The sequence below is a fragment of the Anaerococcus prevotii DSM 20548 genome, from assembly GCF_000024105.1.
In the GTDB taxonomy this organism is placed as follows: domain Bacteria; phylum Bacillota; class Clostridia; order Tissierellales; family Peptoniphilaceae; genus Anaerococcus; species Anaerococcus prevotii.
This window is the reverse complement of the sequence record NC_013171.1, coordinates 1,684,990-1,701,586: the sequence shown is the minus strand read 5'-3', so window position 1 is coordinate 1,701,586 and position 16,597 is coordinate 1,684,990. Positions and strand designations below refer to the sequence as shown.

27 protein-coding genes are annotated in these 16,597 nt (G+C 37.6%); 26 read left to right on the top strand and 1 reads right to left on the bottom strand.

The window, feature by feature from the left end:
* Positions 1-65 precede the first annotated feature (65 nt).
* The gene (locus APRE_RS08090; protein WP_015778495.1) at positions 66-1,370 is read right to left on the bottom strand and encodes a Na+/H+ antiporter NhaC family protein; all 1,305 of its coding nucleotides are present in this window, start codon (positions 1,368-1,370) and stop codon (positions 66-68) included.
* A 646-nt stretch (positions 1,371-2,016) separates the two neighbouring features.
* Here APRE_RS08090 and APRE_RS08085 point away from each other — a divergent pair.
* The 26 genes from APRE_RS08085 to infA all read left to right on the top strand — a co-directional run bounded on the left by APRE_RS08085 (position 2,017) and on the right by infA (position 16,503).
* Complete coding sequence (locus APRE_RS08085; protein ID WP_015778494.1) at positions 2,017-2,793, top strand: putative ABC transporter permease; 777 nt, start codon at positions 2,017-2,019, stop codon at positions 2,791-2,793.
* Positions 2,794-2,830: 37 nt separating this feature from the next.
* A complete protein-coding gene (locus tag APRE_RS08080; protein WP_015778493.1) occupies positions 2,831-4,309 on the top strand; it encodes a hypothetical protein in 1,479 nt (492 codons plus the stop codon).
* Between the two features lie 770 nt (positions 4,310-5,079).
* Entirely contained in the window at positions 5,080-5,388 is a 309-nt protein-coding gene (rpsJ, locus tag APRE_RS08075; RefSeq protein ID WP_015778492.1) for a 30S ribosomal protein S10, read from the top strand.
* Positions 5,389-5,469: 81 nt separating this feature from the next.
* Positions 5,470-6,099 carry a 50S ribosomal protein L3 gene (gene rplC / locus APRE_RS08070; protein WP_015778491.1) on the top strand — a complete coding sequence of 210 codons (630 nt, stop codon included), beginning with the start codon at positions 5,470-5,472 and terminating at the stop codon, positions 6,097-6,099.
* 14 nt (positions 6,100-6,113) lie between these two features.
* Positions 6,114-6,737 carry a 50S ribosomal protein L4 gene (rplD, locus tag APRE_RS08065; protein ID WP_015778490.1) on the top strand — a complete coding sequence of 208 codons (624 nt, stop codon included), beginning with the start codon at positions 6,114-6,116 and terminating at the stop codon, positions 6,735-6,737.
* Positions 6,737-7,030 (top strand): 50S ribosomal protein L23, encoded by a 294-nt coding sequence (rplW, locus tag APRE_RS08060; protein ID WP_015778489.1) that lies wholly within the window; start codon positions 6,737-6,739, stop codon positions 7,028-7,030. Before rplD ends, rplW begins: the two co-directional genes overlap by 1 nt.
* Positions 7,031-7,041: 11 nt before the next feature.
* Positions 7,042-7,875: a 50S ribosomal protein L2 gene (gene rplB, locus APRE_RS08055; protein ID WP_015778488.1), complete on the top strand. Its 834-nt coding sequence runs from the start codon at positions 7,042-7,044 to the stop codon at positions 7,873-7,875.
* Positions 7,876-7,884: 9 nt separating this feature from the next.
* Positions 7,885-8,172, top strand: coding sequence for a 30S ribosomal protein S19 (rpsS, locus tag APRE_RS08050; protein ID WP_015778487.1), 288 nt, complete (start codon positions 7,885-7,887; stop codon positions 8,170-8,172).
* Between the two features lie 9 nt (positions 8,173-8,181).
* A complete protein-coding gene (gene rplV / locus APRE_RS08045) occupies positions 8,182-8,529 on the top strand; it encodes a 50S ribosomal protein L22 (RefSeq protein WP_015778486.1) in 348 nt (115 codons plus the stop codon).
* Position 8,530: 1 nt separating this feature from the next.
* On the top strand, positions 8,531-9,247 hold the full coding sequence (gene rpsC, locus APRE_RS08040) for a 30S ribosomal protein S3 (protein ID WP_015778485.1): 717 nt from the start codon (positions 8,531-8,533) through the stop codon (positions 9,245-9,247).
* 36 nt (positions 9,248-9,283) lie between these two features.
* Positions 9,284-9,712 (top strand): 50S ribosomal protein L16, encoded by a 429-nt coding sequence (gene rplP / locus APRE_RS08035; RefSeq protein ID WP_015778484.1) that lies wholly within the window; start codon positions 9,284-9,286, stop codon positions 9,710-9,712.
* Between the two features lie 2 nt (positions 9,713-9,714).
* The gene (gene rpmC / locus APRE_RS08030; RefSeq protein ID WP_015778483.1) at positions 9,715-9,921 is read left to right on the top strand and encodes a 50S ribosomal protein L29; all 207 of its coding nucleotides are present in this window, start codon (positions 9,715-9,717) and stop codon (positions 9,919-9,921) included.
* A gap of 5 nt (positions 9,922-9,926) precedes the next feature.
* The gene (rpsQ, locus tag APRE_RS08025; protein WP_015778482.1) at positions 9,927-10,187 is read left to right on the top strand and encodes a 30S ribosomal protein S17; all 261 of its coding nucleotides are present in this window, start codon (positions 9,927-9,929) and stop codon (positions 10,185-10,187) included.
* A gap of 19 nt (positions 10,188-10,206) precedes the next feature.
* The gene (gene rplN, locus APRE_RS08020) at positions 10,207-10,575 is read left to right on the top strand and encodes a 50S ribosomal protein L14 (RefSeq protein WP_015778481.1); all 369 of its coding nucleotides are present in this window, start codon (positions 10,207-10,209) and stop codon (positions 10,573-10,575) included.
* Positions 10,576-10,584: 9 nt separating this feature from the next.
* Positions 10,585-10,893: a 50S ribosomal protein L24 gene (gene rplX, locus APRE_RS08015; protein ID WP_015778480.1), complete on the top strand. Its 309-nt coding sequence runs from the start codon at positions 10,585-10,587 to the stop codon at positions 10,891-10,893.
* A gap of 15 nt (positions 10,894-10,908) precedes the next feature.
* On the top strand, positions 10,909-11,451 hold the full coding sequence (rplE, locus tag APRE_RS08010) for a 50S ribosomal protein L5 (protein WP_015778479.1): 543 nt from the start codon (positions 10,909-10,911) through the stop codon (positions 11,449-11,451).
* 13 nt (positions 11,452-11,464) lie between these two features.
* Positions 11,465-11,650 (top strand): type Z 30S ribosomal protein S14, encoded by a 186-nt coding sequence (locus tag APRE_RS08005; RefSeq protein ID WP_004836723.1) that lies wholly within the window; start codon positions 11,465-11,467, stop codon positions 11,648-11,650.
* Positions 11,651-11,668: 18 nt separating this feature from the next.
* Positions 11,669-12,064 carry a 30S ribosomal protein S8 gene (gene rpsH / locus APRE_RS08000; RefSeq protein ID WP_015778478.1) on the top strand — a complete coding sequence of 132 codons (396 nt, stop codon included), beginning with the start codon at positions 11,669-11,671 and terminating at the stop codon, positions 12,062-12,064.
* A 10-nt stretch (positions 12,065-12,074) separates the two neighbouring features.
* A complete protein-coding gene (gene rplF / locus APRE_RS07995; RefSeq protein ID WP_015778477.1) occupies positions 12,075-12,614 on the top strand; it encodes a 50S ribosomal protein L6 in 540 nt (179 codons plus the stop codon).
* A gap of 10 nt (positions 12,615-12,624) precedes the next feature.
* A complete protein-coding gene (gene rplR / locus APRE_RS07990; protein WP_015778476.1) occupies positions 12,625-12,990 on the top strand; it encodes a 50S ribosomal protein L18 in 366 nt (121 codons plus the stop codon).
* Positions 12,991-13,005: 15 nt separating this feature from the next.
* Complete coding sequence (gene rpsE, locus APRE_RS07985) at positions 13,006-13,515, top strand: 30S ribosomal protein S5 (RefSeq protein ID WP_015778475.1); 510 nt, start codon at positions 13,006-13,008, stop codon at positions 13,513-13,515.
* Positions 13,516-13,525: 10 nt separating this feature from the next.
* Positions 13,526-13,708: a 50S ribosomal protein L30 gene (rpmD, locus tag APRE_RS07980; protein ID WP_015778474.1), complete on the top strand. Its 183-nt coding sequence runs from the start codon at positions 13,526-13,528 to the stop codon at positions 13,706-13,708.
* A 10-nt stretch (positions 13,709-13,718) separates the two neighbouring features.
* The gene (rplO, locus tag APRE_RS07975; protein ID WP_015778473.1) at positions 13,719-14,198 is read left to right on the top strand and encodes a 50S ribosomal protein L15; all 480 of its coding nucleotides are present in this window, start codon (positions 13,719-13,721) and stop codon (positions 14,196-14,198) included.
* Positions 14,199-14,216: 18 nt separating this feature from the next.
* A complete protein-coding gene (secY, locus tag APRE_RS07970; protein WP_015778472.1) occupies positions 14,217-15,491 on the top strand; it encodes a preprotein translocase subunit SecY in 1,275 nt (424 codons plus the stop codon).
* A 3-nt stretch (positions 15,492-15,494) separates the two neighbouring features.
* Positions 15,495-16,151, top strand: a complete 657-nt coding sequence (locus APRE_RS07965; protein WP_015778471.1) for an adenylate kinase — start codon at positions 15,495-15,497, stop codon at positions 16,149-16,151.
* A gap of 133 nt (positions 16,152-16,284) precedes the next feature.
* Positions 16,285-16,503 carry a translation initiation factor IF-1 gene (infA, locus tag APRE_RS07960; protein ID WP_015778470.1) on the top strand — a complete coding sequence of 73 codons (219 nt, stop codon included), beginning with the start codon at positions 16,285-16,287 and terminating at the stop codon, positions 16,501-16,503.
* Positions 16,504-16,597: the final 94 nt, after the last annotated feature.

Sequence of the window (16,597 nt, the reverse complement as noted above, 5' to 3'; positions counted from 1 at the left end):
ACAAAGGAAAAACCCTAGTTATCCAAATAATGGAAGCTAGGGCTTTCTTTTGCCTAAAATTAGGTTTATTCTTTATGGTCTCTAGGAGCTAGGATTGAGATTATGGCGAGGATGCCAAGGATAAATTGATACCAGAAGAAGGGTATAAGCTCGAAGGGAGCGAGGGCTCCTCCGGTAAAGCCTGCTGCAATGAGGACCTGGGCAGAGTAGGGGATGATTCCCTGGAAGACACAGGAGAAGGTATCGAGGAGGGAGGCACTACGCCTTGGGTCAATCTCGAATTCTCTAGACATCTTCTTAGCTATAGGCCCTGAGATTATGATTGCTACGGTGTTGTTAGCGACACAGATATCCGCTAGACAGACGAGAAGACCTATGCCAAGCTCTCCTGTCCTAAGGTCTGTGGCGAAGATTTTAATCTTGGATATTATCCAATTGATTCCTCCTTCATCTGCAACCATCTTGGACAGGCCTCCTATAAGCATGGAAAGAAGGAAAATCTCAAACATTCCTGTAAAGCCTTCCCAGATAATTTGGGATATATCTATAATGGAAGATCCTCTTAGGAGCAAAAGAGCTGAGGAAAGTCCAATTGCTCCAGTAAGTACGACAAATACATTGACTCCCATAAGGGCAACTATAAGGACAAACAGATAGGGGATAATTGATAAAAGGTCGTAAGTAAGGTCTGTCGGACTTGTAGTAACTTTCGGCGCTCCGAATACTAGAAGGAGGATAAGGGTTAGGATTGCGGAGGGTATGGCGATTTTGGCATTCATCTTAAACTTATCCTTCATATCACAACCCTGACTCCTAGTTGCGGCTATGGTTGTATCGGAGATTATGGAAAGATTGTCCCCAAACATGGCCCCTCCCACCAAGGCTCCTAGCATTAGGGCAAGGCTTATACCGCTAGTATTAGCAAGTCCTACTGCGATTGGGCCAAGGGCAGTGATAGTGCCTACAGATGATCCTGTAGCAATGGATATAAAGGAAGCTATGAGAAAGACTCCTGCTGTAAGAAAGCCACTTGGTATAAAGGCAAGTCCTAGGGCAACTACAGAGTCCACTCCGCCAGAGGCCTTGGCAAGGGAGGAGAAGGCTCCCGCTAGTAGGTAGATCAAACACATAATTATAATATTAGAGTCCCCACAACCTGAAACTAGGGTATCGAACTTATCTTCTATACTTCCTTCAAAGATAAAAAAGGCTACTATAATTGCGACAAAGACTGCTATAGGGGCAGGTAGTTGGTAAAAGGCCATCTCGACTCCTTTGATTTGGAGAAAAAGGCCTGTGGCTAGGTAAAGGCCGATGAATATAGCAAAGGGAATCAAAGCCTTGGCCGAAATTTTATTATTTTCTTTCATGATGTTTCCTCTCGATTTATGATAAGTGTAAGCTATAAGCTCTTATATTCTCTAAACACTCTAACACAAGTAGGTAGAAATTTCAAAATTACTTGAGAAATAATTATAAGGTGTATTTATTTTATTAAATATAGGGATGTCTCGACTTCGCTCCGCTCGACATAAGGGAGTGGGATTGATTACAATTCATTGTTCAAAATTTTTTCCCTTGCTTCGACCTTGTGGAGAAGCCTCTTGAGATAAATGTAGTTTCTTAGATATACTTTATCTTTAATTATACATGTCGTCTTAGACTGTAGACCTCTCAACCACTTCCTTTTTTGAGATTGCGATAATTGAGTGAAATGCTATTATTAAAAATTTTAATTACTTGCATTTTAATATAGATTGTGAGACCTCTCCGCTTCGGTCGAGGTAAGGGAGATTTAGAGAAAACTTTGTTTTCTTTCGCCTTCCTACTGTCGAGCAAATCCGAGACATCCCTTATGGCAAGCACATAATCTTTATATTATCATACACCCCATATAACCTTTGCTTTGTTTAAGATAAGGGAAAGTTCTATATATTTATTTTCTAAGCAATATATTATTGTCCCAAAGCGGGTATAATTATCTATAATATAGGAATTATCATAGAAAGGGTAGTTATGAATTTTGAATATTATTTAACTTATTTTTTTATCTATGCCTTTATAGGCTGGATACTTGAAGTTTCCTTTAAGGCTATGAGGAGGGGAGTTTTCGTCAATAGTGGTTTCCTTAATGGGCCCTATTGCCCTGTATATGGCTTTGGTGCTGTGGCAGTCTTGTACTTTTTGAGCTTGGTGGATTCGTCTAACAAGCTAGTTTTGCTAATCGCCTCTATGTTTATAGCAAGTCTAATCGAGCTTATCACAGGCTTTGTTTTGGAGAAACTTTTTCATATGAAGTGGTGGGACTACTCCGATAAGGTCCTCAATATAGGAGGCTATATTTGCCTTGAGTTTTCTTTAATCTGGGCTGCACTTTGCTTTATCCTATATGAAGCAATCCATCCTGTCATTGCCCAATTTGTAAGTCATTTTTCGACTAGCTTTCTTTTGGGATGTGACCTAATCTTTGCCCTAGTCCTTTTTGTAGACCTACTCGCTACTGTCAACATGATTCTGGGAATTAACAAGAAGTTCAGGGAGATTGAAAAGTCCTCCGCTAGGATCAAGCAAGTTTCAGATAAGCTTGGAGAGAAGGTCGCAGAAAGAAGCCTAGACCTTAAAGAAAAAAGAGAAGAGTTTGAAAATAGCGAGCTTGGCCAAAATCTCGATAGGAGAGGAGAGAAGATAAGGCTTGATTTAAGGAAAGTTTTTGATAAGAAATCTGAGAGAAGGATTATCAGAGCCTATCCAAATCTTAGAGCAAGAATAGAGGAAAGACTTAAGGACTTGTAGGCTTGATAGGCTATGAATCAATAAAGGGGGATTATTCATGAAATTAAACGAGAAAAGAGAAATGCACTTTAGTGATTTTAAAAGAAAAGACCTTGCCCAAAGAGTAGGAAGACTTGCTAGAATTTGCCAGAACCTAGATATTCCAATCCTTATCATGGTTGATGGCTTCGAGTCATCTGGCAAGGGCTATGTGATAAATGATATAAGTAGGGACCTTAATCCTAAGTATTTTGACGTGGAAGTCTTCGAGAAGGACGAGGCCTACGACGATAAGTTTCCAACCATGAAGAGGTTTTTTGAAAGCACACCCAGAAATGGTCATATCAAAATCTTTGCCAAATCCTTCTATTATAAGCTCTTTGAGAATATAGATATAAAGGAAGATCTCTTAAATGAGAGGATAGAGTCTTTGAGAAAGCACGAGAAGATGCTCTACGATAGCAAGATTATAATTGTAAAATTCTTCCTAGATGTGGATGAGAAGGAGCAGAAAGAGCGTATCGAAGAACTTAAAAAGTCCAACAGGAAGAGCTTTTATATATCAAAAGAAGACAAGAAGGAAAACGAGAACTACAAAGCCTACAAGGCCCACTTCGAGAAGGTTCTAAATGCGACAAACTTCGAAACAAGTCCTTGGCATATCATAGATTCAAACGATAAGAAAAAAGCTAGCAAGGAGGCCTTGGGAATCCTTCTTGATGAGATTAGTATGGGGATTGAAAGGGTCGAAATTCAGAGAAAAGACGAGGAAAACCAAGAAAGAAGTTACAAAAATCATGTCAAAATCCTAGAAAATATCGACCTAGAAAAGACCATAACAGACGAAGAATATGACAAGGAGAAGAAAGACCTCCAAAAACAAGTAAGGGATATGGCCTTCGAATACTACCAAAGGGGCATATCGACTGTCTTAGTTTTTGAAGGGGTAGATGCCGCAGGAAAGGACGGAGCTATCGAAAGACTGGTAAAAAAGGTAGATCCAAGGCTTTATAAGGTAAATGCCATATCCGCTCCAACAAAAGATGAGCTAGCCCACCACTACTTGTGGAGGTTTTACAAAAATCTACCGGAAGACGGCTACTTGGGAATATTTTCTAGGTCCTGGTACGGGAGAGTCATGGTAGAAAGGATAGAAGGCTTCGCCAAAACAGTCGAATGGGATAGGGCCTACGAGGAAATCCTCGATATGGAAAAGGAAATCTATGACCACGGAAGTCTCATCCTTAAATTCTTTGTAACCATAGACAAGGACGAACAGCTTAAGAGATTTATGGCAAGAGAAAACACTCCAGATAAGCTCTACAAGATAACAGATGAAGACTGGAGAAATAGAGAAAAATGGGACGGATATATCGAAGCAATGAATGAAATGCTAGATAGGACAAATGTAGACTATGCTCCTTGGATTATAGTAGAAGGCAAGCAAAAGAAATACGCTAGAATTAAGGTAATGAAAGAATATCTGAAGGCTGCGAAGGCCCACCTAGAAATGCTCGATAAGAAAAATAAGAAATAAGCCTTATATATATAGAAGATTCTTTTCGGAGAGTAGGGATAGTAGATAAAATAAGCCTTATTTAGACCGAAGGGGGGATCTGACCCACACTTATCTCGAGATAATGAGGATGCTGCCCCACCCTTCCACTTCCCTTATCACTAATGGTACTGGCCACAGCGAACAGAGTGAGCTGATGGGAGACCTTAATCGAGGCTTGGCGAGGTGAAGGTCTTTAGAGTTGAGCCCGCAAGCTACCGTCGACCGAAGTGGAGGGATCTCTTTCATTTTAGTAAGGCATAAAAACCTACCAGAGATCTCTCGACTTCGCTTCGCTCCGCTCGAGATAAGGGGGCTGTCAGACCCTTAGACTGTAGACTAAACAAATCCCCCCCCTTATTTCGACCGAAGTGGAGAAATCTAGTTGTATGTCTACTATATATAATATAATTTTAGGATTGATAAAAAATTTTCACGAAAAACTTAAGAAAAAAATTTGTAATTTATGATAATCCTAGTATATTAAAAGACAGCTAGTTAAAAGCTATAAGATATAACTACCGATTTATTTGAGAAGGTCGTTATTTTTTTGGCTTAAAAAGTTAAGAAAATACTTGATTTATTAATGTTTTTGAGGTAGTATATATAAGTGCTGTGAAGTGAGATGTTGCTTATGCCTTAGGCCAAAGACATGAGGAAACTTTCACCTAGCAAGTTTAGGAATGATCCTAAGCGATTTCCAAATAATAGTATCAAACGCCCGGACGGGCGTAAAGAAAGAGAGAGGAAAAATGGCTAATCAAAAGATAAGAATTAGACTAAGAGCATACGATCACGAAGTAATCGACAGCTCAGCAGAAAAAATCGTAGAAGCGGTTAAAAGATCAGGAGCCGAAGTAAGTGGACCAATTCCATTACCAACAGAGATAGAAAGAATTACTATCTTAAGAGCGGTTCACAAATACAAGGACTCAAGAGAACAGTTTGAACAAAGAACACACAAGAGATTAATCGACATCATAGGACCTAATGCAAAGACATTAGACGCACTTAAGAAACTAAACTTACCTGCAGGTGTCGACATCGAAATTAAACTATAACTGTAATTAGGATGATTGAAGATAATCGTATCAATAAGAATTGATAGGATCATCAATCCGCTGTAATTAAGGAGGTACTCAGTGAAGAGTATATTTACAACAAAAGTAGGCATGACTCAAGTCATCGACGAAGATGGAGTTATTACTCCTGTTACTGTCCTAAAAGCTGACGAAAACGTAGTTGTACAAGTTAAAACAGTAGAAACTGACGGTTACAACGCAATCCAAGTTGGTTACATGGACAAGAAAGAAAAGAATGTAACAAAACCAGTAAGAGAACACTTCAAAAAGGCTAACGCTAGCACAAAGAGATTCCTAAGAGAGATCAACTTTGGAGAGGAAACTCCAGAATTAAATCTTGGAGATACAATCACAGTTGAACAATTTGAAGCTGGAGACATAGTTGACGTTGTTGCTACAAGCAAGGGTAAGGGAACTCAAGGCGCTATCAAAAGATGGAACTACGGAAGAGGTCCAGCAAGCCACGGTTCAAAATCACACAGAGTTGCAGGTGCAAGAGCTGCAGGTTCTGACCCAGCAAGAGTTTTCAAAGGTAGAAAAGGTTCAGGAAAAATGGGTAACGAAAGAGTTACTGTCCAAAACATTGAAGTTGTTAAAGTAAGTGTTGAAGATAACTACATCTTAGTTAAAGGTGGAGTTCCAGGACCTAAGGGCGGACTTGTTCAAATCAAACAAGCTATCAAAGCCTAATTAAGGAGGAATAAATGCCTAAAGTAGATATTTTAAACATTAAGGGAGAAAATGTTGGTTCTTTAGAGCTAAACGAAACTCTATTTAATACTGAAATAAGCGAACATTCAGTTTATGAAGTAGTTAAAAACCAACTAGCAAATAAAAGACAAGGTACACAATCTGCGAAAACTCGTTCAGAGGTTCGTGGTGGTGGACGTAAACCATTTAGACAAAAAGGAACAGGACGTGCTCGTCAAGGTTCAATCAGAGCTCCTCACTACACAGGCGGTGGAGTTGTATTTGCACCAAAGCCAAGAGATTATAGCTACAAAGTTCCTAAGAAACTAAGAAGAAAAGCATTATATTCAGTTCTTACATCAAAAGTTGTTGATGGAGAGCTAATCGTACTAGATGATCTAAAGCTAGAAAACAACAAGACAAAAGAAGCGGCTGCAGTACTTAACGCAGTAGAAGCTGGAAAGAAAGCTTACGTTGTTACAGCTGAAAATGACAACAATGTATACAGATCATTTAGAAATATCGAAGGCGTAGATGTTGCATCAGCAAGCCTTATCAATGTTTACGACTTAGTAAGACACAACAAGTTAGTTATCACAAAAGATGCGATTGCTAAGCTTGAGGAGGTATTTATCTAATGAGATCACCTTACGAAATAATCAAAAGACCAATAATCACAGAAAAAAGCATGGAAATGCTTGACGAGAACAAGTACACCTTTGAAGTAGACAAGGATGCAAACAAACCAGAAATTAAAGCTGCAGTAGAAGCTATTTTTGACGGAGTTAAAGTTAAAAATGTAAGAACTATGAACTATACTGGAAAATCTGTAAGAACAAGATACGGATATGGTAAAAGAGCTGACTGGAAAAAAGCTATCGTTACTTTAACAGAAGATAGTGCAGAAATTGAATACTTCGATGGACTATAAGGAGGGTTTAAATGGCTATTAGAAAATTAAAACCATCTTCAAACGGTCATAGAAATATGTCTGTTTCAACATTCGAAGAAATAACTACAGACAGACCAGAAAAAAGTCTTACAGTTGATCTTAAATCTAAAGGTGGTAGAAACAACACAGGTAGAACAACAGTTAGATTCCGTGGTGGCGGAGTTAAGAGAAGATATAGAATAATCGACTTCAAAAGAGATAAAGATAATATCCCAGCAAGAGTTAAAACTATAGAATACGATCCAAATAGATCTGCAAATATAGCCCTAGTTGCTTATGCTGATGGAGAAAAAAGATACATCCTTGCTCCAAAAGGACTTAAGGTAGGAGATGTAATCGAATCAGGATCTGAAGCAGATATCAAAGCAGGTAACGCACTTGAACTTAAAGATATCCCAGTAGGTACAACAATCCACAATGTAGAACTTAGAGCAGGAAGAGGAGCAGTTCTTGTAAGAAGTGCTGGTGTTGGTGCTCAACTTATGGCTAAAGAAGGAAACTTCGCAACACTAAGACTTCCATCAGGTGAGATGAGAATGATCCACCTAAACTGCAAGGCTACAGTAGGAGTTGTAGGAAACTCAGAACACGAACTTATCAGAGTTGGTAAGGCTGGAAAGAGCAGATATATGGGAAGAAGACCTCACGTAAGAGGATCTGTAATGAACCCTGTTGACCATCCACACGGTGGTGGTGAAGGTAGAACACCAATCGGTAGACCAAGCCCAATGACACCATGGGGTAAGAAGGCTATGGGTGTTAAGACAAGAAACACTAAAAAACAATCTGAAGCTTACATCGTAAGAAGAAGAAACGAAAAATAGGGGGATATAATGGCAAGATCTATTAAAAAAGGACCATTTGTCGATGATCATTTAATGAAAAAAGTTGACGAATTAAATGAAAAAAATGAGAAAAAAGTTATAAGAACATGGTCAAGACGTTCTACAATATTCCCTGAATTTGTAGAACACACTATCGCAGTTCACGACGGTAGAAAGCATGTTCCAATATATATTACTGAAGATATGGTAGGACACAAGCTAGGCGAGTTCGTACCAACAAGAACATTCAGAGGCCACGCTAAGAAGGCTACTGAAGCTAAAAGCAAAGTGAGATAGGAGAGAGTAATGGAAGTTAAAGCAATAGCTAAATATCAAAGAATTTCTCCTCTTAAAGTACATTATATAGCTAGAGAAATTAGAGGCAAACAAGTAGACGAAGCACTTAATATCTTAAGATTTACAAACAAAAAAGGTGCAAGACTTCTTTCAGACGTACTAAAAAGTGCAATTGCCAATGCTGAAAACAACAACGGACTTGATAGAGCTAATCTTTATGTCAAAAAAGCTTACGCTAACGATGCACCAACAATGAAAAGATGGCATCCAAAGGCTAAAGGAGCTGCATATCCAATACTAAAAAGATCAAGTCATATCGGCGTAGTACTAGCAGATATAGAAGATACGGAGGAATAAGATGGGCCAAAAAGTAAACCCAAAAGGATTTAGAGTAGGTGTTATCAAGGACTGGGATTCAAAATGGTTCGCAGACAAGAAAGATTTCTCAGATCTATTAGTTGAAGATTATAACATCAGAAAAATAGTTAAAAAAGAAGTATACGATGCAGGTATTTCTGATATAGAAATAGAAAGAGCAGTAAACAACCTTAAGATTACAGTATTTGCTGGAAAACCAGGAATGGTAATCGGAAAAGGTGGATCTGGAGTTGAAGAACTTAAGAAAAAACTTGAAAAAGTTGCTCCAGGTAGAAGAATCATCATCAATGTTGAAGAGATCAAATACCAAGATCTTTCTGCTCAACTTGTAGCTGAAAATATTGCAAACCAACTAGAAAACAGAGTTGCTTTCAGACGTGCTATGAAACAATCTATGCAAAGAACAATGAGAGCAGGAGCTAAGGGTATCAAGACAATGGTATCTGGTAGACTTGGTGGAGCTGATATGGCTAGAAGCGAAGGATATTCAGAAGGAACAATCCCACTTCAAACACTAAGAGCAAACATTGACTACGGATTTGCTGAAGCTGATACAGAATACGGTAAGATTGGTTGTAAAGTATGGATCTACAAGGGCGAAGTTCTTCCAGGAGAAAAGGCTCAAAGAGAACCAAAGATGAAACAACCAAGAAACAACAGAAGAAGAAGAAATAATAGACGTCCAAATAATAAATAAGGATATCGCTATTTAAAGAATTAGGAGAGAATTATTATGTTAATGCCTAAAAGAGTTAAATATCGTAGACAACATAGAGGCAGAATGAAAGGTTACGCTCACAAGGGTAATGAACTTACTTATGGTGAATACGGTCTTCAAGCAGTAGAATCTACTTGGATGACAGCTAACCAAATCGAGGCTGCTCGTCGTGCGATGACAAGATATATCAAAAGAGGCGGAAATATTTGGATCAAAGTATTTCCAGACAAGCCAGTTTCTAAGAAACCAGCAGAAGTAAGAATGGGATCTGGTAAAGGTGCTCCAGAATATTGGGTTGCTGTAGTAAAACCAGGTAGAGTATTATTTGAGATGAGTGGTGTTAGTGAAGAGGTTGCTAGAGAAGCTATGAGACTTGCAGCGCAAAAACTTCCAATCAAGACAAAATTCATCCAAAGACTTGAAGTTACAGGTACGGAGGAATAAGGATGAAAGTAGCAGAAATCAGAAATTTATCAGACCAAGACTTAGATAAACAATTATATGATTTACAAAGTGAGCTTTTCAATCTTCGTTTTAGACTTGCAACAGGACAACTTGAAAATCCATCAGCTATAGGTTCTGTTAAAAGAGATATAGCTAGAGTTAAGACAATCCAAACAGAAAGAAAGCTTAATTTAAATAGGGAGGCTTAAGTTTCATGGAAAGAAATAGAAGACACGTACTTAAAGGCGTTGTCGTATCTGATTCAATGGATAAAACTATATCAGTTTTAGTTGAAGAAAAGATCCAACACCCAGTGTACAAAAAAAGAATTAACAGAAGCAAGAAATACAAAGCTCATGATGAACTAAATGAGGCTAAAGTTGGCGATACAGTTGTAATAATGGAAACAAGACCACTATCTAAAACAAAAAGATGGAGACTCGTTCGCGTAAGCCAAGCAGCAGAAATTGTTTAATTAGATATAGGAGATTATTATGATACAACAAGAAACTCGTATGAGAGTTGCAGATAACTCCGGAGCAAGAGAACTTTCAGTAATCAAAGTTCTTGGAGGAACTGGAAGAAGATATTCTAATATCGGAGACGTTGTGGTTTGTTCAGTTAAAAGTGCAACACCCGGAGCAGCGGTAAAAAAAGGTGCTGTTGTTAAAGCCGTTATAGTTAGATCAAAGAGAGGTCTTAAGAGAAATGACGGATCATCAATCAGATTTGATGAAAACGCAGCAGTAGTTATCAAAGACGACTTAAGCCCAGTTGGAACAAGAATTTTTGGACCAGTTACTAGAGAGCTAAGAAGTGAAGGATTCATGAGAATCATCTCACTTGCACCGGAAGTATTATAGGAGGATTATATGCACATTAAAAAAGGCGATAAAGTCCAAATAATATCAGGTGAATATAAAGGACATGTAGGCGAAGTAGTAAAGGCCCTACCAAAAGAAGGAAAAGTAATAGTCGAAGGTGCAAATATTAGAATTAAACACCAAAAGCCAACACAAATGGGGGCTGAAAGCGGAAGACTCGAGAAAGAATGTCCAATCGATGCTTCTAAAGTACTTCTATACTCAGAAGAACTTAAAAAAGGTGTTAGAACTAGAGTAGAGTTTGTAGATGGCAAAAAAGTTCGTGTATCTACTAAAACAGAAGAAAAATTCGACTAGTTCAAAGGAGATATTATGACAAGTAGATTAAAAGAAAAATATCAAAACGAAGTTGTTGGCAAACTTACTGAACAATTCGGATACGAAAATGTTCACCAAGTACCAAAACTTACTAAGATTGTTATAAACGTAGGACTAGGTGAAGCAAAAGATAACCAAAATCTTCTAAATGCTGCAAAAGATGAACTTGCATTAATCACAGGTCAAAGACCAATAGAACTAAAGGCAAAGAAATCTGTAGCTAACTTCAAACTTAGAGAAGGTCAAGCAATTGGTACAAAAGTAACTCTAAGAAGAGAAAAAATGTATGACTTCTTGGACAAACTTATCTCAATTTCTCTACCACGTGTAAGAGACTTCAGAGGAATTAATCCAAACAGCTTTGACGGACGTGGAAACTATTCATTAGGTATCAAGGAACAACTAATCTTCCCTGAAATCAAATATGATGATGTAGACTTCCTACATGGTATGGATATCAGCATAGTTACTACAGCTGAAACAGACGAAGAAGCAAAAGCATTCTTAGAATTAATGGGAATGCCATTTAGAAAATAATTAAGGAGCAAAAATGGCTAAAAAGTCACTAAGAGCTAAACAACAAAGAAAACAAAAATTCTCCACAAGAGAATATACAAGATGTAAACTTTGTGGAAGACCACACGGCTACTTAAGAAAGTATGGAATCTGCCGTATTTGCTTTAGAGAACTTGCAAATAATGGACAAATTCCAGGAGTAAGAAAAGCAAGCTGGTAATTAAGGGGGAATAATATTATGATGACAGATCCAATAGCGGATATGCTAACAAGAATCAGAAATGGTAACAAAGCAAACCATTCAAAAGTTTCATTACCATCTTCTAATGAGAAAAAAGCTATTGCCCAAATTCTGCTTGATGAAGGCTTTATTACAGGATTTAACGTAGAAGAAGACGGCAAACAAGGTATTCTTACAATTGATTTAAAATATACTGAAAATGGTGAGAAAGTAATCTCTGGTCTTAGAAGAATTTCAAAACCAGGACTTAGAGTTTATGTAAAAGCAAATGAAGTTCCAAAGGTACTTGACGGACTAGGAACAGCAATCATTTCAACATCAAAAGGACTATTAACTGATCGCGCTGCAAGAAGTGAAAATGTAGGTGGCGAAGTTATTTGTTACGTATGGTAAGGAGATATATATGTCAAGAATAGGAAAACTTCCAATTGAAATACCTTCTGGAGTAACAATAGAAATTAACGATCGCACAGTAAATGTTAAGGGACCTAAGGGCGAAGATAGCCTCGAAGTTTCAAAGAATGTAGGACTAGAATTAAATGAAAACGAACTTTTAGTTACAATTCCAGAAAACTACACAAAAGCACAAAACGTCGATCACGGTTTATACAGATCTCTAATTAACAATCTTGTAGTTGGAGTATCAGAAGGATATAGCAAAACACTTCAAATCGAAGGAACAGGATATAGAGCAAACAAACAAGGAAAGAATCTAGTAATGAACTTAGGTTTCTCTCACCAAGTAACAATGCCAGATCCTGAAGGAATCGAAGTAGAAGTGCCAAATGATAGAACAATTGTAGTTAAGGGAATTAACAAACAATTAGTAGGTCAACATGCTGCAAACATTAGAAACTGGAGAAAACCTGAACCATACAAGGGTAAGGGAATCAGATACGTTGATGAGCATGTAAGACGTAAAGTTGGTAAAACAGGTAAGTAGGAGATAAGTAATGGCTAAAAAAACAAAACAACAAAAACTTTTAACTCGTAAAAAAAGAGTAAGAGCTAAAGTAAGCGGAACTCCTCAAAAACCAAGACTAAGCGTATACAAATCAAACACAAACATTTATGCCCAAGTTATTGACGATGTAAATGGCGTTACACTAGCAAGTGCAAACACCCTACAAGAATCGGTAGCTGACGGAGCTAAAAATAACGCTAATATAGAAGCTGCTAAAAAAGTTGGCGCTGCTATCGCAAAAGCTTGTGCTGATAAGGGAATCGAAACTGTAGTATTTGACAGAAACGGCTACCTATATCACGGAAAAGTTGCTGCCCTAGCTGAAGCGGCAAGAGAAGCTGGTCTTAAATTTTAATTGAGGAGGTATTAGATGAATTATTTATTAAGAAGTGAAGTAGAAAAGCTAAACCTCGAAGACAGAGTAGTTGCTATAAACAGAGTTGCAAAAACTGTAAAGGGTGGACGTAACATTAGATTTTCAGCCCTAGTAGTTGTTGGAAATGGTAATGGTTATGTTGGAATCGGAACTGGTAAGGCTACAGAAGTACCTGAAGCTATTAGAAAAGCTAGTGAAGATGCTAAAAAGCACATGATTAATGTTCCAATAGTAGGAACTACAATTCCTCACAGAATTCACGGAGCAAAAGCAAGCGGAAAGGTTCTACTAATGCCTGCTAAAGAAGGTACAGGAATCATCGCTGGTGGCCCTGTTCGTGCTATCTGTGAACTTGCTGGATATAAAGATATCAGAGCTAAAAACTTAGGTTCATCAAACCCAAGAAACATTATCAATGCTTGTATCGAAGGTTTCGCTAGCATGAAGACTGTTGAAGAAGTTGCAAGACTTCGTGGCAAATCGGTAGAAGAATTCGATTATTAAGGAGAGTAAAATGGCGAAACTTGAAATCACATTAAAAAGATCTTTTATCGGTAGAAAAGATGGACAGATCGCAACATGTAAAGCACTTGGCCTTAAGAAAATCGGTCAAACTGTTACAAAAGAAGATAATAACGCAACAAGAGGAATGATCAATAAGGTATCATTCATGGTTGACGTTAAAGAATTAGACTAAGGGGTGTAAGATGAAACTACATGAATTACAACCTAATGAGAAGTTAAAAAAGGGCAAAAGAAAAGGTAGAGGTCCAGGTAGTGGAAACGGAACTCGTGCAGGACGTGGACAAGACGGACAAAACTCAAGAAGTGGTGGTGGAGTAAGACCAGGCTTCGAGGGTGGCCAAATGCCTTTATACAGAAGACTTCCAAAGAGAGGTTTTAGAAACATCAACAGAAAGTATTACGAAACAATCAACGTTGAAACACTAAATGCTTTTGAAGATGGAACAGAAGTAACACCAGAATTATTATTTGCAAACAAATTCTTAAATAAAAACAAAGCTAAAGCAGGTGTTAAGATTCTTGGAGATGGAGAACTTAACAAAAAGCTTACAGTAAAAGCTCACAAATTTACTAAATCAGCGGTAGAGAAGATCGAAAATGCCGGCGGCACAATCGATGTGATCGAAACTAAAAAATGGGACAACCCATCTAAAAAAGCTTAGTAGAAAGCATGGTGAGCAATGCTAGATATAATTAAAAAAGCAGCAAAGGAAGAAGAAATAAGAAAAAGATTTTATTTCACTCTTCTAATGCTAGTAGTATATAGACTAGGAAATAATATTCCAATACCATTTATTGATACAAAAGCGCTAGCAGATGCATACAACAATATCCAAGGAACACTTGTAGATTACCTAAACATGTTGACAGGTGGTGGACTTTCCACACTTTCAATATTTGCTCTAGGAGTACAACCTTACATCACCGCATCAATCGTAATGCAGCTACTTTCAGTTGTAATACCAAGACTTGAAGAGTTATCAAGAGAAGGTGAGCAAGGAAGAAAAACAATCCAAAAATATACAAGGTACGTTACAATTGCTCTAGCGATATTCCAAGCTATAGCCATAACAAATGGTCTATACGGAGCAGCACTTTCAAGCGCAACAGGTTTCCAAAAAGTTGTGATGAACATAGTCCTAATCGGTGGTACTATGTTTGTAACATGGATGGGTGAGACCATAACAGAAAAGGGACTTGGAAATGGTACAAGTCTTATCATCTTTATGGGTATTATAGCATCCTTCCCAAGAACCATAGCTAGATGGAAACAAGGACTACACTATGATACAACTAGCATAGTATCCATCATAATCATGGCTATTATCGTTGTACTGATAGTTCTTGCAGTAGTTGAAATATCTGAGGGTGAAAGAAAAGTACCAATCCAATACGCCAAAAGAGTAGTAGGACGTAAGATGTATGGTGGTCAATCAACCCACATTCCTGTTAAGGTAAACATGGGTGGAGTAATGCCAATCATCTTCGCATCAGCAGTACTTGCCATTCCATCAACCCTATCATTATTATTTGGTGGAAATGGACAAAACTCAGTTGCGAACTTCTTCCAAAACTCAGTACTTGGATTTGCGGTATATCTTCTAATCCAAACTATACTAATCCTAGTATTCGCATACTTCTACAATCAAATCCAATTTAACACTGTGGAATATGCAAAACAACTACAACAAAACGGTGGTTTCATACCTGGAATTAGACCTGGTAAGCCAACTAGTGATTTCCTAGCAAATGTATCAACAAGAATTACATTTATAGGATCAATCGCCCTAGCCTTACTAACAATAGTTCCAGCAATTGCATCAAGAGTTTTAGGTCTACAAATATCCTTCGGTGGTTCTTCAGTAATCATCGTAGTTGGTGTAATCATAGAAACTGTTAAACAAATCGAAGCAATGATGACAATGAAACAATACAAAGGCTTTTTAAACAGGTAAGAGATGAATATTATTTTATTAGGCCCTCCAGGAGCTGGTAAGGGTACATTAGCAAATAAGATCATAGAGAAAAAAGACGCAGTTCAGATTGCTACTGGAGATATATTTAGATATAATATCTCCAACAAAACTGAACTCGGAGTCAAAGCGAAATCCTACATGGATAGAGGAGATCTCGTACCAGATGAACTAACAATAGATCTAGTATGGGATGCCTTCGATAAGCATAAAGACGAAAGCAAAGAAGGAAAGATCATTCTTTTTGATGGATTTCCAAGAAACCTTGACCAAGCAAAGGCTCTAGATCAAGGTATGGAAGAAAGAGATCAAAAAATAGATCATGTCGTATATTTTGATGTAGCAGAAGAAGTTCTAATAGAAAGAATTGCTGGCAGAAGAGTGTGCACCAATTGTGGAGCAACCTACCACGTAAAGAACAATCCTCCAACAAAAGAAGGAATATGTGATAGATGTGGAGAGGAACTTATCCAAAGAGATGACGATAAGGAAGAAACAGTTAAAAACAGAATTGATGTTTACAAGGAGCACACAGCCGTACTAATTGATTACTTCAAGGAAAAAGGTATATTATTTAGTATTGATGGCACAAATTCTCCAGATAAAGTCTTTGAAGAATTTTTGAATAAATTAGGAGAATAATTCTAATTTATGCTAACAAGAAAAAACGAAGTGATAGGATCTTCGATAAATTAGTTGTTAAATGTCTTATTGATATAAGACAATTTGAAATGGCGTTCAATAGACATGAGGACAAGAAAAGGAGGTTCTATCGATGTCAAAAAAAGATGCTATAGAAGTTACAGGAGTTGTTACAGAAGCACTACCAAATGCAATATTTAAAGTTGAGCTTGAAAACGGACACGAAATCCAAGCCCACATTTCTGGAAAGCTTCGTATGAACAGCATTAGAATACTAGAAGGAGATAGAGTAACAGTAGAACTATCTCCATATGATCTAAGCCAAGGTAGAATAACTTGGAGGAAGAAGTAGTCCCATAGTTTAGGGATTAATTAAAAAGATTTTCAGCAAAATCCAACACTTCAAGCACTACCCATTCATTAAGAATAATCGGAAGATGAGGAGT

Bases quoted from the DNA above. Each gene is read 5' to 3' on its own strand.
- rplB (WP_015778488.1), top strand. From the start codon at position 7,042: ATGGCTATTAGAAAATTAAAACCATCTTCAAACGGTCATAGAAATATG.
- rpsE (WP_015778475.1), top strand. From the start codon at position 13,006: ATGAATTATTTATTAAGAAGTGAAGTAGAAAAGCTAAACCTCGAAGAC.
- rplR (WP_015778476.1), top strand. From the start codon at position 12,625: ATGGCTAAAAAAACAAAACAACAAAAACTTTTAACTCGTAAAAAAAGA.
- APRE_RS07965 (WP_015778471.1), top strand. From the start codon at position 15,495: ATGAATATTATTTTATTAGGCCCTCCAGGAGCTGGTAAGGGTACATTA.
- APRE_RS08085 (WP_015778494.1), top strand. From the start codon at position 2,017: ATGAATTTTGAATATTATTTAACTTATTTTTTTATCTATGCCTTTATA.
- rpsJ (WP_015778492.1), top strand. From the start codon at position 5,080: ATGGCTAATCAAAAGATAAGAATTAGACTAAGAGCATACGATCACGAA.
- rplW (WP_015778489.1), top strand. From the start codon at position 6,737: ATGAGATCACCTTACGAAATAATCAAAAGACCAATAATCACAGAAAAA.
- rpsS (WP_015778487.1), top strand. From the start codon at position 7,885: ATGGCAAGATCTATTAAAAAAGGACCATTTGTCGATGATCATTTAATG.
- rplN (WP_015778481.1), top strand. From the start codon at position 10,207: ATGATACAACAAGAAACTCGTATGAGAGTTGCAGATAACTCCGGAGCA.
- rplP (WP_015778484.1), top strand. From the start codon at position 9,284: ATGTTAATGCCTAAAAGAGTTAAATATCGTAGACAACATAGAGGCAGA.
- rplD (WP_015778490.1), top strand. From the start codon at position 6,114: ATGCCTAAAGTAGATATTTTAAACATTAAGGGAGAAAATGTTGGTTCT.
- rpsH (WP_015778478.1), top strand. From the start codon at position 11,669: ATGATGACAGATCCAATAGCGGATATGCTAACAAGAATCAGAAATGGT.
- rpsC (WP_015778485.1), top strand. From the start codon at position 8,531: ATGGGCCAAAAAGTAAACCCAAAAGGATTTAGAGTAGGTGTTATCAAG.
- rplE (WP_015778479.1), top strand. From the start codon at position 10,909: ATGACAAGTAGATTAAAAGAAAAATATCAAAACGAAGTTGTTGGCAAA.
- rplV (WP_015778486.1), top strand. From the start codon at position 8,182: ATGGAAGTTAAAGCAATAGCTAAATATCAAAGAATTTCTCCTCTTAAA.
- infA (WP_015778470.1), top strand. From the start codon at position 16,285: ATGTCAAAAAAAGATGCTATAGAAGTTACAGGAGTTGTTACAGAAGCA.
- rpmD (WP_015778474.1), top strand. From the start codon at position 13,526: ATGGCGAAACTTGAAATCACATTAAAAAGATCTTTTATCGGTAGAAAA.
- APRE_RS08005 (WP_004836723.1), top strand. From the start codon at position 11,465: ATGGCTAAAAAGTCACTAAGAGCTAAACAACAAAGAAAACAAAAATTC.
- rplF (WP_015778477.1), top strand. From the start codon at position 12,075: ATGTCAAGAATAGGAAAACTTCCAATTGAAATACCTTCTGGAGTAACA.
- secY (WP_015778472.1), top strand. From the start codon at position 14,217: ATGCTAGATATAATTAAAAAAGCAGCAAAGGAAGAAGAAATAAGAAAA.
- rpsQ (WP_015778482.1), top strand. From the start codon at position 9,927: ATGGAAAGAAATAGAAGACACGTACTTAAAGGCGTTGTCGTATCTGAT.
- rplO (WP_015778473.1), top strand. From the start codon at position 13,719: ATGAAACTACATGAATTACAACCTAATGAGAAGTTAAAAAAGGGCAAA.
- APRE_RS08080 (WP_015778493.1), top strand. From the start codon at position 2,831: ATGAAATTAAACGAGAAAAGAGAAATGCACTTTAGTGATTTTAAAAGA.
- APRE_RS08090 (WP_015778495.1), bottom strand. From the start codon at position 1,370: ATGAAAGAAAATAATAAAATTTCGGCCAAGGCTTTGATTCCCTTTGCT.
- rpmC (WP_015778483.1), top strand. From the start codon at position 9,715: ATGAAAGTAGCAGAAATCAGAAATTTATCAGACCAAGACTTAGATAAA.
- rplX (WP_015778480.1), top strand. From the start codon at position 10,585: ATGCACATTAAAAAAGGCGATAAAGTCCAAATAATATCAGGTGAATAT.